Origin of the sequence: Cecembia rubra (genome assembly GCF_003014575.1) — a bacterium.
In the GTDB taxonomy this organism is placed as follows: Bacteria; Bacteroidota; Bacteroidia; order Cytophagales; family Cyclobacteriaceae; genus Cecembia_A; species Cecembia_A rubra.
In genome coordinates this window covers 400,214-417,365 of the sequence record NZ_PYGF01000002.1, presented here as the reverse complement: position 1 = coordinate 417,365, position 17,152 = coordinate 400,214, and the positions used below count along the sequence as shown (strand labels likewise).

The window sequence follows — 17,152 nt, the reverse complement described above, 5'->3', positions numbered from 1 at the left end:
CCGAAGGCAGGTCTAAATTAAGGACATGGAAAAGCTCGAACCGATAAGCGTAGAATTTCTGATCAACAACCCGGAGTTCACCCGGTCTTCCCAAAAGGTACGTAATGAGATCAAGGGTATATCAGATACAGCTGTATCCGAAGCTGAAAGGGCCGAGATGGTCTATAAAAAGCTCGGTGCAGCCATAGCCGGATATTTTTCAATCAATGCTATAGGTGGGTTTATAAGTGAAGTGGCAAGGGTCCGTGGCGAATTTCAACAGCTTGACATCTCTCTTGAGACGATTATAGGTAATAAAGAGAAGGCGGATGAAGTGTTGGCAAGGTCTGTAGAGCTTGCCGCCAAGACGCCTTTTTCACTCACCGATGTAGGCAATGCCACAAAACAGCTATTGGCATACGGTACGAGCACCGAGAGTGTAACGGACACACTCAGAAGGCTTGGCGATGTATCGGCAGGCCTTTCCATCCCACTAAATGACCTTACCTATCTTTACGGTACGACGAGGGTCCAGGGAAGACTTTTTGCACAGGATCTGCAGCAGTTTGTCGGAAGGGGTATTCCTCTTACCGCAGAGCTTGCCAAGCAGTTCGGAGTCGCAGAATCCGAAGTGAAAGAACTCGTATCACAGGGAAAGGTTGGCTTTAAGGAAGTGGAAATTGCCATCAATAACCTCACCGATGAGGGCGGAATATTTTTTAACCTTATGGAAAAGCAGTCTGCTTCTATTACGGGCAAGCTTTCAAATCTCGGGGATGCATTTGACAGGATGTACAATGAAATCGGTGAGGGCAATGAGGGGCTTATATCCGATAGTCTGTCCGGAATCATCTCACTGGTAGAGAACTATCAGACTGTGGTTGATGTGGTAAAAGGCCTCATCGTCACCTACGGTACCTATAGGGCTGCGGTTATGCTAACTGCAGCGGCACACAATGCAGCGGCACTCAGTGCCAAAGGACTTACGGCCACACAGATACTCCAGCAAAAATGGACTGTCCTGGCCACAAGGGCCCAGGCTCTTCTGAATGCCACTATGCTGGCCAATCCTTATGTAGCAGCGGCCACAGCGCTTACGGCACTGATCAGTGCGCTGGTCATCTATAATAAAAACACAGATAAGGGAGTAAAATTATCTGAGGATTTTAAAAACAGTATAAAGGAAGAAGTAACTGCAAGCAATGAGCTCTTTAAGTCTCTGAAAGCTGCAGCTGAAGGCACCGAAGAGCGCTCGAAAATGATCGAAAAGATCAATAAGACCTACAAGGAATATCTGCCTTCCCAGCTTACAGAAAAAACAAATCTTGAAGAGATAGAAGCTGCGCAAAAAGCTGTTAACAAAGCTATAGCGGAAAGTGTATTTCTGAGGTCCCAGGAATCTGATATTGCAGATCTTAAATCCAAAACACAAAAACTGTCAAAGAACTGGGGGGTTCAGGTTGTAGATGCCATCAAGGATGCACAGCTTTCCTCTACAATAGGTGCACAGCTTTCGGCGGAGTTTGATAAGGCAATAGAGGAATTCAGCCAGTTTTCAAATGTCCCTGCAGCCCAGGTGCAGTCAAGGTTTGATAAAATCCTAAGGGATTTCGGTCTCGATATATCGGTCTTGGGTTCCGGGAATGATATCTCTACCTACAATTACGACTATCTCATAAAAGGTGCACAGAAATATGCCGCTGCCATCAACCGTGAAAAAACAGAAACGGAACAGCTGGCAGAAGCGAAGACTGCCTATCTGAAGCAGCTTGGTCTGCTCAATGAAGAAGAGGAAAAATCCGAGGAGATATCACAGCAGGCCATCACTACCCTGAAAGCCCTTAAAGAACAGCTCCAGCTTCTCTCGGAAGAAAGGGACAATATTGATGTGGCCGATACCGAATCCCTTGCTGCAAATGAACGTGAGCAGAAAGCCCTCCAGCAGAAGATAGCAGCGCTGGAGATCAAATCGGTAAAGGAAAAGGAGAAAGAATCCAAAAAAACAGAACTTGAACTTCTCAAGCAGCGGCTGGATGAAAAAAGGAAGCAATATGAAGATTACTACCGCGCGATAGAGCTCATGGGTCGGGAAACTGCGGATGCACAGTTTGCCGACCTGATCAAAAGTTCCGGGACCTATCTCCAATATCTCGAACAGGAACAGTCCAAAATCAACCAGAAATCAGCTGATGCACCCAGACAGAATGTGCTTATCAGACAGGAAATCCAGCAGGCAAGCGGAGAGCTGTCACCTTTGGAGCGCTTAAGGTCCGAAATATCGGAGATGAAAAAGGTATTTGAGGACTTTGAGACTTATAAGAAACAGTTTGGGGTGGAATCTGCCAGAGAGCAGTTCGCTTCGCAGCTTGGTGAATATGAAACCTATCTGGATTTTATAACGCAGAAGACGGAGGATAACCAGGATGCATTAACCGCAGTCATGGAAGGAACGGCCACTGATCAGGCAAGGGAAATCACAAGGGTACTGACAGAGGAAAGCAATGAAGCCCTGAGGCAGCAAAGAAGGGCATATGAAGAGCAGCTCGCAGAACTCAAGACCTATCAGAAAGAAAGGGAGAGGATAATCCAGAACTTCCGGGAAACAGAATCAAAACTGATAGCTGACGGTAAATTTGAAGAACTGGAGATCCTACGTGAATCACATCAGAAGGAACTCGATGAGCTGGACGACAATAATGTCAAAAAAATCGCTGTCTATAAAGAGCTGCAGTCAGGTATAGCGGAAATGTCCGTGAAATCTGCCCGTATGCTTGTGTCCCGTCTCAAGCAGATGCTTGCTTCTGAGAATATGAGCGAAGAGCTGAGGGCTGAAATAGCCCGGGCCATCGTCAAATTCGAGCAGGAAATAGGCGAGACCAATTTCCGAAACATATTCCAGATAGCTACAGCTATCGGAAATCTTGGACAGTCGCTTGCCAATCTTGGCCAGGTGACAGGGAACAAAGGCCTGTCCAATATCGGCGGTATTCTCAGCGGAATGGCCAGCGGTGTGGGTGATCTGCTGACCGTGTTAGACAAGACATCCACTGATACTGATAAAATCACCGCAGGCATAAGCAGTGTCATCAGAATGGTGGATATGCTTGCATCGGCTGCAGAGAGGAGAAAGCAGGCCGAAGAGGAATATTACCGCAATGTATTAGGGTTCCAGAGGCAGTACAACCTTTCCCTGAACGAACAGATCAGACTCCAGTCGATACTTGGGGAGAATGTATTTCTAAAGGACTTTGAGGGAAGGATACGTGACGGTCTTGCCTCTATCAACAGGGCCAATGAGGAATATCAGAAGGCACTGGAAGAACTGTCCAAAGGTAGGGCAAAAGCAGGAACAAGATCTGCCATCGACTGGGGAAATGTCGGAACAGGTGCTGCAACAGGAGCTGTAATTGGATCAGCTATAGTTCCTGTTATAGGAACAGCAATAGGGGCTGTAGTAGGTGCCGTGGCCGGACTTTTTGGAGGTAAAAAGAAAGTGGACAACCTGGTACCGGTTCTACAGGAATATCCTGAACTCCTGGAGATGACGGAATCAGGTGTACTAAAGCTTAACCGTGCACTGGCAGACAGCCTGATCCAGAACAATATGATCGATGAATCCACCAAGGGGATACTGGAGAATATCATCGCATGGGAAGAAGAAATGGAGTCCGCCAGACAGCAGATCAGAGATGTGGTCTCAGAACTTGTGGGCACCATGGGAAATGATATCAGGAATTCTCTGGTAGAGGCATTTAAGTCCGGAGAAAATGCAGCCCTTGCCATGGGTGAAACCGTGGACAAAGTACTGGAAAACATGATAACCCAAATTTTATTTCACAAGATATTCGGGGATGTTTTTGACCAGTTTGAAGAGCAGATAGTAGGGGCAATTGCTTCCGGTGATGTAGGAGAACTTACAAGAAGCTTTGAGGATTTCTTTTCCCAGGCCCAGTCAAGTGCGGAGGTATTCAATGACGCACTGTCTGCGGCGCAGCAGGCCGCAGAGGGATCAGGATTCAATTTGTTCAAAAAAGGCGGTGAAAATAACCAGAAAGGATTGTCCGGGGCAATCAGAAGGGAAATGACAGAGGCCACAGCATCAGAGCTTGCGGGGCTTTTCAGGGGATTCTTTGATGTGAGTAAAAGGACACTGGAAGCTAATGTCAAGATGCTTGAAACTGATAGACTACATTATGAAGCCGCACTTGAGTCATTGAGCTACCAGGCAGCAATAGCGCACAATACAGGAGAGACATCCGACAAACTTGATGCGGTCTACACTGAGCTAAAAGAGATCAAAAAGAACACAAAGCCACAGCAGGGTACACGAGACTTAGGACTAGGATAATGAACGGTAAATTTCAAATAAACGGGGCAGATGCCTACACTTTATACGGGGTTCTTTTTCTTGAGGGAACACTCAAGGAGCTCATTCGCCTTCCAAGAAGAAAAGAGGGCTATGCAAGAAACTGGCCTGATGAAAACGGCACAGAAAGGGATCTGAGTGTAAATGCATTTGAATCGAGGGAACTTACCCTTCCCCTATTGCTGATAGGCTCTTCAAGAACTGACTTTAACAACAAAATGGCTGCTCTTGAAAATATACTTACAGACGATGAGATCATTCTGGACAGTATTGACCTTAACAGGAGATTCAAACTTCTGTACAGACAGATGAATGAGATCACAGACCTACAGTATCATCCTTCAGGTGACTGTTTTGCGGTTTTCTCACTTGAAATGTACGATGACTATCCGACTGAAAAATTTGATATAGTATGAGGACCATAGACCTTCAGATATTACGTGCGGGAATTACGGTAACCACCATCAAGGTGGATGATACCGCTGTATATTCCAGGCAGCTGATGGGTGAGCACCGCATTACAGTGGAATTCACTGTGCCGCAGCCGGTCGACATACAGATATCGGATTATATTGTATGGAGAGGCCAGAATTTTTATGTAAACATTGCCCCCAATGTCGTCAGGGTATCAAAAAACAGGCTGGAATATTCAGTGATTTTTGAAGCCCTTGACTATTCCCTTTACAATAAAATCATAAAGGATGAGGGGGATAGCCGTTTTTCATATTTCGGTACTCCGGAAGATCATCTTCTATTACTTGTTGAAAACCTCAATGTATATGATACCGGGTGGACAGTGGGAAATGTTGAGGATATTGCACCCACTACTGTCCAGTATGAAGACATCACCTGTAGAGAGGCTCTTCTGAACATGGCCAATACTTTTGGTCTGGAATATGTTATTGAAGGAAAGGTTATAAGCCTTTTAAAACGCTTTGAAATACCCTCTAATGTAACCTTAAGCTACGGAAAAGGCAATGGTCTCTATCAGCTCGAAAGACAAAGGGTAGAGGACAGGGGAGTGATCACCAAGCTCGACGTGTGGGGCGGTTCTAATAATCTTCCTCTTGATTACAGGGGAGGTCTGAGGGCCCTTACCATTGAGGACAGGTTTATCACACAGAACACTGCCCTCTACGGTATACGTGAAGGTGTGATAAGGTTTGAGAATATTTTTCCCAGCCGTACAGGTATCATCAACGGGATCAATGAAAACAATCCCAGGGAAATCATAGACAGTTCCCTTGACTTTGATATCAATGATCAGTTGCTTGAGGGGACTGTAGCCAAAATAGTTTTTAAGAGCGGGGCCCTTGCCGGGTATGAGTTTGAGATCACAGAATATAACGACTCCCTAAAAAGGATACGGTTCAACCCCTTTAATGATGGGGGAGTTATTTTACCCAATGAAGACAGCCGTCCAGAGATAGGTGATACCTACACTTTAGTGGACATCATTATGCCTCAGAGTTATATTGATGATGCTGAATCTGACCTGCTTGATGCTGCACAGGAATTTTTGGCCGTCAGGAGCTTTCCTGCAGTCACCTATAGTTTTGACTGTGACGAAAAGTACATCCGGGACAATAATGTAGATATTGTCTTTGGGCAGAAAATAAGGGTGTTGGACAATCCGCTTGATCTGGATGTAAACCTGAGAGTGACAGGGATCAGTTATCCCATTTCCATTCCGAGCAGGATCACGGCCACTATATCTGAAGAAGTGACCTTCACTGTGCAGGACAGACTTCAGAAGCAGGTGGTGGAAAATATCTATGAAATCATCAGGGTGGAGCGTGAAGCCAACCGAAATACAATAGTCCAGGCTGAAAGGATAATCAGGTCCGGAACTGATGGTTACATCCCAAGGTTCAGGGATGTGGAAAACAGAAAAGAACTGGTGGATTCTGCTATCAGGGAGGTTACGGTAGGAGGAGTAAAAGCAGTAGAGGTAGGAGAGGTAGTAAACGGAATCTGGGTTCCCCGCCCTATCTATGCAGCCAACTTCATCAAAAACGGAAACGGGGGATCAGGTGGATCAGGAGGAACCGGAGGATTGATTACCTGGGACAATATCCAGAATAAACCTGAAAATTTTCCGACTACCTGGAGTTTGGTGGCCAATAAGCCAGATACAGCTACAAGATGGCCTTCCTGGGATGAAGTTACCAATAAGCCAGTGGTTTTCAATCCTTCGGGCCATTCCATTGATTTCCATACGGATGTTACAATTACATCACCGGACAACAACCATTATCTTGGTTGGAACGGTTCTGCATGGGTAAACAGGTCTGTTTCCTGGAATCAATTAATTGACAGGCCTACTATCCCGGTAGTTTCAGGAACCATTGGAAGGATCCCAAGATTTACCGGAACAAACACAATCGGGGATTCCATCATGAGACAGGATGGTACACAGATCATTATTGAAGGTGATTTGGTGGTAAGCGGTTTTTCCTTTGCCCAAAACTTCATTAAGAACGGTTCGGGAGGATCGGGAGGATCAGGAGGACCGGGAGGCCCCGTTACCTGGGATAACATCCTTAACAGGCCTGAAAACTTCCCTTCCACATGGTCATTGGTGGCCAACAAGCCCGACACGGCTACGAGGTGGCCCTTTATAAGCGAAGTTTCAGGGCTTCAGGCAGCTTTGGACGGAAAAGCAAATACCAACGGAAGCAATGCTTCAGGAACTTGGCCTATAAGCATAAATGTATTTGACACAAGAAATGTTGTTACAGGTCCTCAAGTCGGTTCGGGAAGGATGGTCCGTTTTGACTTTTTGTTGAATTCTACCGATGGTCTGAACGATGGGGGCGATTTTCACGGGGTAATGACATTCCAACAATGGAGTGATGCTTCAGGCGGTGGAACAAGACAGCTTGGATTTACGGACAACAACAATCTTTGGATCCGGGGCAGTAGTTCGGGCCTAAGTTCTTATGGTGCATGGAAAAGGATTTGGGATTCTGTTTCTTTATCTTCCCCGGTACAGGGTTCAGGAACTACCGGATTTATACCGAGGTTCACAGGATCCTCAACAATCGGCAACAGCATTGCTTTTGACAATGGGTCAAGTTTTATGATCAACAGCACAGCAGGACTGGATGGCGGTGGGGTTTTACAGGTAAATGGAGTTGTCAGGGCAAGTAATGCTTTTGTTGTAAACGGGAATGATTCATCTGTAATTTTAGTAGGTAGAAATTTTTCATCAGGAGGCGGTCCTAATCAGTTTTTTATTGAACACTCTTTTGCAGATGTTCAAATGGGGAACCTTAGAGGTGGAGTAAAATTTTTTTCAGGTGGTATTGAAAGAATGAGAATTCTTCCAAATGGAAATGTTGGGATTGGATTGACAAGTCCAATAGCAAGAGTGCATACAGATGGTGAGATCCGAAGCAACTTTATGATAGCCCCAAACATAACAACCCCGGGCACGGCGAGGGGAAGTATCCATATAGGATCAACGAATGCCACAGCAAATGCCGGCGGGGCAATTACTTTTGGCGCAAGAGACAACAGTGGCGGTGACACAGCACAGGCGGGTATATATGTCAACTCTGATGGTTCTTATGGAACAAGAATGAGGTTTGCCACAACCAACTCTTATGTAACAGGGTCACAGATCAGAATGTCATTAATGGAAGATGGAAGGTTGTTATTGGGTACAACAACCTTGTTGGGCGGAGGTGGAACACTTCAGATTAATGGTAGCACAAATACATCTAATATACACGACAACACAGGGGCATTTAATGTCAATTTAGGTAATGGTGGATCAGAAGGCAGAGGGCTTGTTGCGGGCTTTAGTGGGGGTTCTTACGGGGGTATAGGCTATAATGTTAGGCATACTTCAACAAGTGGAACCTACATACACCCTTTAGCCGACTTTGCAAGTTATATCACATTTTCAGCAGGTGGTTTTTTGTTCCAAGGATTAGGATCAGGATCAGCAGGAAGGACTTCTAATTTAAATGTTCTTGCGACACTCGGATTAAATGGGGTTTTGACAGCAAACAACTTTGTTAAATCATCCGACAGGAGATTAAAGGAGAATATTGTTCCCATCATTAATTGGAGGGAGGCCATCAACAGGATCAATGGTTACAGCTATTGTAAGTCCGGCGAAAAGGAATTGGGTTTTATTGCCCAGGATGTTCAGGAAGTATTCCCGGAACTTGTTAGAAAAGGTTACAACGGTTATTACAACTTGGACTACAACGGCATGATCCCGGTATTATGGGAGGCCGTGAAAGAAGAAATGACAGAAATCGAAAGACTGAAATCAAGAATAAGCCAACTTGAAAACGAAGTATCAAAACTTAAAGCAGCAGCATAATGGGCAGAGTTACAGTAAATCCGGCAATAGCTTTCAAGGGGCATGTAGGCACACCCAACCCACCGACAGACTTCAATTCCATTGAAGCTGCAGTAAGGGGCCACATGTCAAATCCCCCGTCAAGCATAAATGATTTTGATACACTTGTAGCATTGGCAAACTGGCAGTTATTAGACGAACAGGCAGCACAACAGAACGGAACACCTATACTTAGAGGTCAGCAGCCTACTTCATACGGCCATTTCCAGGGGTTTCCGAAAGTCTCAATTTCAGTCGTTAATTTCCAGGAAACTTTTGCGGCCAACGGGGATCTTCAGATAGGATTTCAGATCAACACCAATTTCTTTGTGGGCTATCCAATTACCTTCAGTTTCAATTTCCAGGTAGGCCCAGGAATCGGGGGATTAACAGCACATAACTTCACCATCCAGGCAGGTCAGACTTCTGTTTTCTGTTCGTTTATCCGTACAGGAGTGGCACAGGGAACAAATTGGTCAATATCTTATACCGGATCAGACCAGACTGTTTACAATGAAATTGCCTTAACAACTGGATGGTCAGGAACTGCAACCCTCCCTCCCAACAACTTTACTGCATGGAGCGTGATTAGCCATGGAGGGCTTTTCTGCGACAATTCAGGATGGACTTTTGGGCCATCCCCTGTTACTCACTGGGCATTAAACCTTACAGTGGGATCAACGGTTTGGCTGAACAGTGCCGGAACAGTACCTGCGCCAAATGGATATTACAATTTTGGATCCCCATGTGACCCGAATTTCACCTCATCGGGAATAATTTATGAGGTGGTAAATGGGGTAATTACCCAAACATTATCATGTAATTATCCACCTTGTGAAGGACTTTAACCAAAATCCATAATAATATGACAACATTGCAAATCATTATCCTAATTGCTCTTTTAACAGGTTTCGTGTACTTGCTAAAAGGGTTATTTAAAAAAACAAAATCCACTAAAGGAGGCGGCGAAAAAGACCACTATCCTATTGATAAACCTGATAGGGATGAAAGAATTGTCTAATCCATTAACCTTTAAAAAAAGATGTCTTTATTAAAAAAAACACACTCTAGCAACAACCATAAATTCACGTATCCGGACGCGGTATTTAGGGTTAATAATTTCAGACCTGAACAAAATCCAATCAACGGATTTAGAATTATTCAGATTGAAATGTCGGTATTTGCATCACAACAATCATTAAGTGATGGTGGTCAGCCAATTGATACGGTATATGAATCAGTCCAGGTTGAAGAATCAGTTTTACAATCTTTTGTAGGTGATTTATTGAATAATTTAACTGAAAAAGAAAACTACCAAGATGGCACAGTTATCTAAAAACAAATTAACAGTTTATGACCTTATCGGAATTGATAACGGTCTTAGGGAATTATCCAAAAGGGAGAAGCTTGAAGCGGAACTGGCATGGGATCTACTTCAGAACATTCAGGCTATTGAACCGATCAAGAAAAGTTATGAGCAGTACCAAAAGGATAGGTTCCAAAAGTTTTCAGTCACCAAAAACAATCAGACAGGGATAGATCCTTCCAGGTATCATGAGTATGAAGCTGAAATTGATATTATTGGGAACAAGGAGGAAGAAGTTAAATTGGCTTTCATTCCATTTGAGGCCCTGAAGGACAAGGACGGGAAGATACATGCGGACATTCTTGTATCAATATCAAAAATTGTCAAGAAATGACAGAGGTGAAAAACGGGAAGATTGTACACACCATTATATCCGGAACTGATTCTGCGATTGTCTTGAGAAGTGGAGATCTTCCCATTTTTGATAAATAAAAGGGGACGTTTTGATTTGAAGTTAAAGACGTTTTGATTTGGTGATTATAATACAAGCCATTTAATTCATCAACTTCCTCTCCTCTGTAAACAAAACCTCCGGTGACTGACCTATCTCCATTGGAATGGCCGTATTCCCAAATCGGCATTTCCAGCCCCTCCTGATTACAACCCTGAGCCGGATTAAAACAGTGCATTCCTTCCATGAACCTCCAACCATAATTACCTCCATTTTTGATGATATTAATTTCCTCATACCTATCCTGGCCCACATCTGCAGCCCATAATGCACCTGTATGGCTATCAAAACTCATCCTCCAGGGATTCCTTAGCCCATATGCATAAATTTCTTCAGCATGGCCTGCATCATTTCCAGCAAATGGATTATTGATAGGTATCCCATAATTTTTCCCGTCTGAACTTCTATTGACGTCAATTCTTAAAATGGCACCCAGCAAAGTCTCCCTTCTTTGGCCATGGTTTTGTGGATCTCCGCCTGAACCCCCATCTCCACTCGATATATAAAGGAATCCATCAGGACCAAATACAAGTTGACCCCCATTATGATTGGAAAAAGGTTGCTCGATAACCAAAACTACCATTTCACTGGAAATATCAGCTTGATTAGGATTGGAAGATGAAACCTGGAATCTGGAAATAATGGTCCTTCTAGGTGATAATGCCGAATAACTTACAAAGAAGTACCCATTGCTTTTAAAGTCTGGATGAAATGCCAATCCTAAAAGTCCTTCTTCATTTCCCTGATTACTCACTTTTGACCTGATATCTAAAAAAACATTTTTCGTTTCCGCTTTTTTATCATTGGGAAATACTGAAATTACCCCTCCCTGTTCTACCACAAAAACACGATTGCTCCCATCCCCTGCATGCTGAAAATCCAAAGGACGGTTAAAAGAAAGGTTGGGAAAAGCATCAATAACAGCCAAGGTTCCTTTTTCACCATTGTCCTTTTCCTCATGTACATCATCTTGCAAACAGGCAACAGCTACAAAAATTAAAACAAAAAGAGTCGATATCTTATAAACAAATCCTTTCATCATTTTAAAGTAGGTCACTTTTTATAAAACGCTCAACATTCCAAATCGTTTAGAATATTAACCAAAACCTGTGCCACTTAATGTATCTTTTTAAATAAGAACGATATTTATTGGGTCCGCTAACCTGATCAAATAGAAGCAATTATATGATTGGCTATTAACTTAACAAACAGAAAAAACAACAATCATTTGACAGAATTTCCATCCAAAAACTATTTTTTAAAAGAAGGTGCTAAATTTTGATCTGTTGCCTTCAAACCATTAAGGTATTCCTGTAATAATCTTTGACTGATTTCAGAGGAATCGCCATATTTCTTTCGCAGGGCATCCAAATCTTGATGAAGCTTATTCTTTATTTCCTTATAAGCAGGTTCGTGATATACATTTTTTAGCTCATGTGGATCATTTAACCGATCATACAATTCCCATTCATCCACATCATAATAAAAATGTATCAATTTGTACTTTTTGGTTACAATCGCATAATGTCGCTTGACCATGTGGATTGACGGATATTCATAATAATGGTAATAGACGGCCTCCCTTGTCCATTTATCAGCTTGCCCTGTCAATAAAGGCATCAAACTTTCCCCCTGCATATCGGCAGGAGGAATTATTCCTGCTGCCTCCAAGAACGTCTGTGCAAAATCAAGGTTTTGGACTAGTTCATCTGACTTAGTACCAGCTTTTACTTTTCCAGGCCAAGCAATCATAAGTGGAGTCTTAAACGATTCATCATATACAAATCGCTTATCAAACCAACCGTGTTCTCCCAAGTAAAAACCTTGATCGGAAGTATAAACAATAATAGTGTTTTCCATAAGACCATTTGCCTCTAAATAGTCAAGAACTCTGCCTACATTTTCATCAATGGATGCTATGGTACCTAAATAGTCCTGCATATAACGCTGATACCTCCAGCGCATTTTATCCTTTTCACTCATACTGGGAAAGGACTTTATAAACGCTTCATTGATTGGCTGGTACACCTTATCCCAATTTGCCCTTTGTTGATTATTCATCCTACCTACTTCCCTTTTAAACGCCCCTTTGTCCCAACCTGAAGCATCAGGTATGCCCAATTGATCCATCACTTCGGGATAAATTTTAGAATCTCCAGACCAGTTCATATGATGAAGCAAATTCATTTCAGCCTCTTTGGTAGCAGATCCTCTTCCTGAATAATCATCAAATAAGGTAGCAGGCTCAGGAAATTGCTTCTGGGCAAATTCTTCTATATGCCTTTCAGCAGGCAGCCATTCTCTATGGGGGGCTTTGTGTAAAAAGGCCAGAAAAAATGGCTGATCAGCTTTCCTTTCATTTTCCAGCCAGTCCAATGTCATATCAGTGATAATGTCCGTCACATAACCTTCCACCTCATAGGTGCCCTCATTTTTGGTGATAAATATGGGATTATAATACACCCCCTGTCCAGGTAATATTTTGAATTGGTCAAAACCCTTTGGGTTATTTCCAAAATGTAGTTTTCCAAACATGGCGGTTTGGTATCCTGCCTCCTGCAGTAGCTGGGGAAAAGTAACATTGGTAGTATCAAAAGGGAAATGGTTGTCCGTTTTTCCATTGATATGAGAATGCTTTCCGGTAAGTATGGTAGCCCTGGATGGAGCACAGATAGAATTAGTCACTGAGGCATTGGTAAACAACATGCCCATGTTTGCAATTCGATCAATATTGGGAGTTTGAATCAACCTACTATCATAAGCAGAAATGGCCTGGTACGCATGGTCATCTGACATGATAAAAATGATATTAGGCCTCTTAGAGATTTGTTCATACGGTTCCTTTTGACAAGCAAAAAGAAAAAAGAGTAAACCGGCAAATAAAATCAGTTTTGGTAATTTATTCATTATTTCGGGCTTTATTTGATTTCTATGGCAATCCAATAAAAATAAGTAGTTTTGTTTTAAGAAACCTATTGTTCCCACCTAAACCTATTGAATCTTACATGAAAACAAAAATTAACAAGATTTTCATTGCCTTATTACTTATAGGTAATGCATGTGATCAGCCTGCCTCCCAAAATGATCAAGCAACATCAGCAGAGGAAGCTTCAAAATTCAGCCATTCTCCTTTGGTCAGCCATATATATACTGCTGATCCTTCGGCCCATATCTTTGAGGGTAAAATTTATATTTACCCATCCCATGACATTGAGACCAGTGCTGCTTCAGATGATATGGGAGGGCATTTTGACATGAAAGATTACCATGTCTTTTCCATGGAAAGACCTAGTGGAGAAGTTATCGATCATGGACCGGTTTTAAAGTTAGAAGATATTCCTTGGGCAAGTAGGCAGCTTTGGGCTCCTGATGCCGCGCATAAAAACGGAAAATACTACCTTTATTTCCCGGCTAAAGACAAAGAAGATATTTTCAGGATCGGGGTCGCAGTAGCAGATAGTCCTGCAGGTCCATTTAAGGCACAGCCCGCTCCAATCAAAGGGTCATACAGTATGGATCCTGCTGTTTTCCAAGATGATGATGGAAGCTACTACCTTTATTTTGGCGGCATCTGGGGTGGTCAACTACAGTGGTTTGAAGACGGAAAACTGGTACAGGGAAGAAAAGGACCAACAGATGGAATTCCAGCTTCAGATCAGCCTGCCCTAATGCCTAAAGTAGCCAAACTTTCAGGAGATATGCTAGAATTAGCTGAAAAACCAATTGATGCTCTGATAGTGGATGAACAGGGAAATCCAATTTTATCAGGCGACAACCAAAGGAGGTTTTTCGAGGGTGCTTGGGTACACAAATACAATGGAAAATATTACCTTTCCTATTCTACAGGAGACACCCATAATATTGCTTATGGCATAAGCGACAGTCCTTATGGCCCATTTGTCCACAAAGGCAATGTATTATTGCCTGTTCAAGGCTGGACGAACCACCATTCCATTGTGGAATTTGAAGAAAAATGGTACTTATTCTACCATGATACAGAATTGTCCGGTGAAACCCATCTAAGAAACATCAAAATGACAGAGTTGAGATATAATGATGATGGAACGATAATTACTATCAATCCAATGAAATAAAATAGGTTGCACCAAAAGCCTAAGCCAATACATCTATCAAAATTTGGATTGGGTTTCAAATAGAATGAATTTGGAGACTTGACGTCTTTGTGGCTTTATTATACGAATAAGGCCATAAAGGCGCCAAGCCACACAGTGTCTGATTCTTAATACAAAACTTAATCCGTAAAACTTGGACAATGGCTTTTTTTCAGATTCTATTTTTTCAATTCCAATTGACTCTGGAAATATTCAGGTCACGGGAATTACTTCCCAACATGATATCAAATTCACCAGGCTCAAAAACAAAATCTAGGTCATAATTGTAAAATTTTAAATCATCCTGCTTCAGTTCGAAATTCACAGTTTGAGACTCGCCGGTTTTTAAAAATACTTTTTTAAATCCCTTAAGTTCCTTGACAGGTCTTGTTACAGAAGCTTCCCTATCTCTCACATACAATTGTACCACCTCTGCTCCGTCATATTTGCCGGTATTTCTAACTTCAACAGAAATCTTAAGGACTTCATCTCCTCTTAATTCCTTTTTATTCAATTGAATATCTCCATATTGGAATTCAGTATAACTCAATCCAAAACCAAAAGGATATAGCGGATCATTGGAAACATCAAGATAATTTGACCTGAATTTTTGAAACCATTGTCCTTCTGGAAGAGGCCTACCGGTATTTTTATGGTTATAAAAAATTGGAATTTGTCCCACATTTTGTGGGAATGTTGCGGTCAGTTTTCCAGAAGGATTGACTTTTCCAAAAAGTACATCTGCAATGGCATCTCCGGCTTCGGATCCCGCAAACCAAACATTTAAGATACTGGGAATGTTTTCAGCCTCCCATTTAAGAGCCATTGGTCGGCCAGTAAATAAGACCAATATTATTGGTTTTCCTGTTGCCTTCAATGCCTGTAACAATCTTCTTTGGTTGGCAGGCAGTTCAATATCCGACCTACTGGATGCTTCCCCACTCATTTCTGCAGCTTCACCCATTGCAGCAATAATCACGTTTGATTTTCTGGCTGCTGCCACCGCTTCCTGAATCATGACTTCCTCAGGTCTTTCATCCCGATAAGTAGGTTTACCAAAAATACTGACCCTCTCTTCAAATTCCGGATCTTCTACCACATTAGCCCCTCTTGCATAGAGAATATTCATTTGGTTGTCAACTGCCTTTTCCAATCCATCTCGTAATGAAACAGACTCAGTAAATTTTCCCGCCACACTCCAAGTTCCAGCCATATTTTCCCTGTTGTCAGCCATCGGGCCTATAAGTGCTATGGTTCCTTTTTGGGAAAGTGGAAGGATATTTCCATCGTTTTTCAGAAGAACAAAGGACTGAGAAGCAATTTCCCTGGCTATCTGTCTGTTTGATTGGGTGAAAATCTCATTTTTTGACCTTTCCAGATCAGAATATCGGAATGGATTTTCGAAAAGCCCTAATTTGAACTTAGCGATTAATATTCGGCGGACCGCCTGATCAATTTGATTTTGGCTTACCATTCCTTCTTTAAGTGATTTTTCAAGAGTAGTAAGAAATCCCTCTCCTACCATATCCATATCCACACCTGCATTTAAAGCCAAAGCAGAAACCTTCTGAAGATCTCCCAAACCATGGGGGCTCATTTCATTGATAGCCGTATAATCAGTCACCACAAATCCATTGAAACCCCAATTTTCTCTCAAAAGATCCGTCATGAGCCATTTGTTACCCGTAGCAGGAATCCCATCCACATCATTAAAAGCTGTCATCACAGAACCAACACCTGATTCTACGGCAACTTTATAAGGAAGCAAATATTCATTGAACATGCGCTGCCTGCTCATATCCACAGTATTATAATCTCTTCCGGCCTCTGGTGCGCCATAAAGAGCAAAGTGCTTCACACATGCCATGATTGTATTTTGCAGACTTAGATCATCCCCTTGATATCCTCGTATCATTGCTTTGGCTATTTCAGCACCCAAAAATGGATCTTCTCCATTTCCTTCTGATACCCTTCCCCATCTGGGATCCCTCGAAACATCCACCATAGGTGAAAATGTCCAGTTGATCCCATCTGCACTTGCCTCCTGGGCTGCTATACGTGCAGACTTCTCAATCAGCTCCATATCCCAAGTACTGGAAAGGCCCAGTGGAATAGGAAATAAGGTTTCATAACCATGTATGACATCCATACCGATTAGCAATGGGATTTTCAAACGGCTTTCCTCAAAAGCAACCCTTTGTGCTTCTTTGATCTTCTCAGCAGATTTGAGATTAAAAATTCCTCCGACTTTTCCCTCCCTAATGGCATTGAGCACATCTGAACTCCCTGCTTCACCTGTAGTGATGTCTCCACCTACAGGCAAGTTTAATTGACCTATTTTCTCTTCAAGGGTCATTAAGGCCAAAATAGAATCAGCTTTTTGTAAATAATAAGCCTCCGAACCTTTGTCTGCATTTGGTTGACTACAGGCTATCATTACAATCAAATACAATACAACTAATATTGAACTTCTCATAGCTTATACCATTTTATTATCTATTGTATTCCGAACAATCAATTC

Annotated in this window: 11 protein-coding genes; 8 read left to right on the top strand and 3 right to left on the bottom strand. The window is 42.5% G+C overall.

Going from position 1 to position 17,152, the window contains the following annotated elements; translation table 11 throughout:
• Positions 1 to 25: 25 nt before the first annotated feature.
• Genes CLV48_RS06555 through CLV48_RS06530 form a run of 7 tightly spaced genes read left to right on the top strand, consistent with a single transcriptional unit; the run spans position 26 to position 10,402 of the window.
• Positions 26 to 4,327, top strand: coding sequence for a tape measure protein (locus CLV48_RS06555; protein WP_106566458.1), 4,302 nt, complete (start codon positions 26 to 28; stop codon positions 4,325 to 4,327).
• Positions 4,327 to 4,761: a hypothetical protein gene (locus tag CLV48_RS06550; RefSeq protein WP_106566457.1), complete on the top strand. Its 435-nt coding sequence runs from the start codon at positions 4,327 to 4,329 to the stop codon at positions 4,759 to 4,761. The genes CLV48_RS06555 and CLV48_RS06550 overlap by 1 nt, the downstream gene beginning before the upstream one ends.
• Complete coding sequence (locus CLV48_RS06545; RefSeq protein WP_106566456.1) at positions 4,758 to 8,684, top strand: tail fiber domain-containing protein; 3,927 nt, start codon at positions 4,758 to 4,760, stop codon at positions 8,682 to 8,684. Before CLV48_RS06550 ends, CLV48_RS06545 begins: the two co-directional genes overlap by 4 nt.
• Complete coding sequence (locus CLV48_RS06540; RefSeq protein ID WP_106566455.1) at positions 8,684 to 9,550, top strand: hypothetical protein; 867 nt, start codon at positions 8,684 to 8,686, stop codon at positions 9,548 to 9,550. The genes CLV48_RS06545 and CLV48_RS06540 overlap by 1 nt, the downstream gene beginning before the upstream one ends.
• Positions 9,551 to 9,567: 17 nt before the next feature.
• A complete protein-coding gene (locus tag CLV48_RS20510; protein WP_170068988.1) occupies positions 9,568 to 9,723 on the top strand; it encodes a hypothetical protein in 156 nt (51 codons plus the stop codon).
• A gap of 21 nt (positions 9,724 to 9,744) precedes the next feature.
• Positions 9,745 to 10,038, top strand: a complete 294-nt coding sequence (locus CLV48_RS06535; RefSeq protein ID WP_106566454.1) for a hypothetical protein — start codon at positions 9,745 to 9,747, stop codon at positions 10,036 to 10,038.
• Complete coding sequence (locus CLV48_RS06530) at positions 10,022 to 10,402, top strand: hypothetical protein (RefSeq protein ID WP_106566453.1); 381 nt, start codon at positions 10,022 to 10,024, stop codon at positions 10,400 to 10,402. The genes CLV48_RS06535 and CLV48_RS06530 overlap by 17 nt, the downstream gene beginning before the upstream one ends.
• On the opposite strand, the gene CLV48_RS06525 is transcribed toward CLV48_RS06530, so the two are convergent.
• Both CLV48_RS06525 and CLV48_RS06520 read right to left on the bottom strand, forming a co-directional pair.
• Positions 10,392 to 11,561 (bottom strand): PQQ-dependent sugar dehydrogenase, encoded by a 1,170-nt coding sequence (locus CLV48_RS06525; RefSeq protein ID WP_245889503.1) that lies wholly within the window; start codon positions 11,559 to 11,561, stop codon positions 10,392 to 10,394. The two genes, CLV48_RS06530 and CLV48_RS06525, sit on opposite strands and share 11 nt — an antisense overlap.
• Positions 11,562 to 11,770: 209 nt before the next feature.
• Positions 11,771 to 13,426: a sulfatase family protein gene (locus CLV48_RS06520; RefSeq protein ID WP_106566451.1), complete on the bottom strand. Its 1,656-nt coding sequence runs from the start codon at positions 13,424 to 13,426 to the stop codon at positions 11,771 to 11,773.
• A 98-nt stretch (positions 13,427 to 13,524) separates the two neighbouring features.
• Between CLV48_RS06520 and CLV48_RS06515 the strand changes: the two genes are divergently transcribed.
• Complete coding sequence (locus CLV48_RS06515) at positions 13,525 to 14,613, top strand: glycoside hydrolase family 43 protein (protein WP_106566450.1); 1,089 nt, start codon at positions 13,525 to 13,527, stop codon at positions 14,611 to 14,613.
• A 205-nt stretch (positions 14,614 to 14,818) separates the two neighbouring features.
• Here CLV48_RS06515 and bglX read toward each other — a convergent pair whose 3' ends face one another.
• Positions 14,819 to 17,107 (bottom strand): beta-glucosidase BglX, encoded by a 2,289-nt coding sequence (gene bglX, locus CLV48_RS06510; RefSeq protein ID WP_106566449.1) that lies wholly within the window; start codon positions 17,105 to 17,107, stop codon positions 14,819 to 14,821.
• Positions 17,108 to 17,152 lie beyond the last annotated feature (45 nt).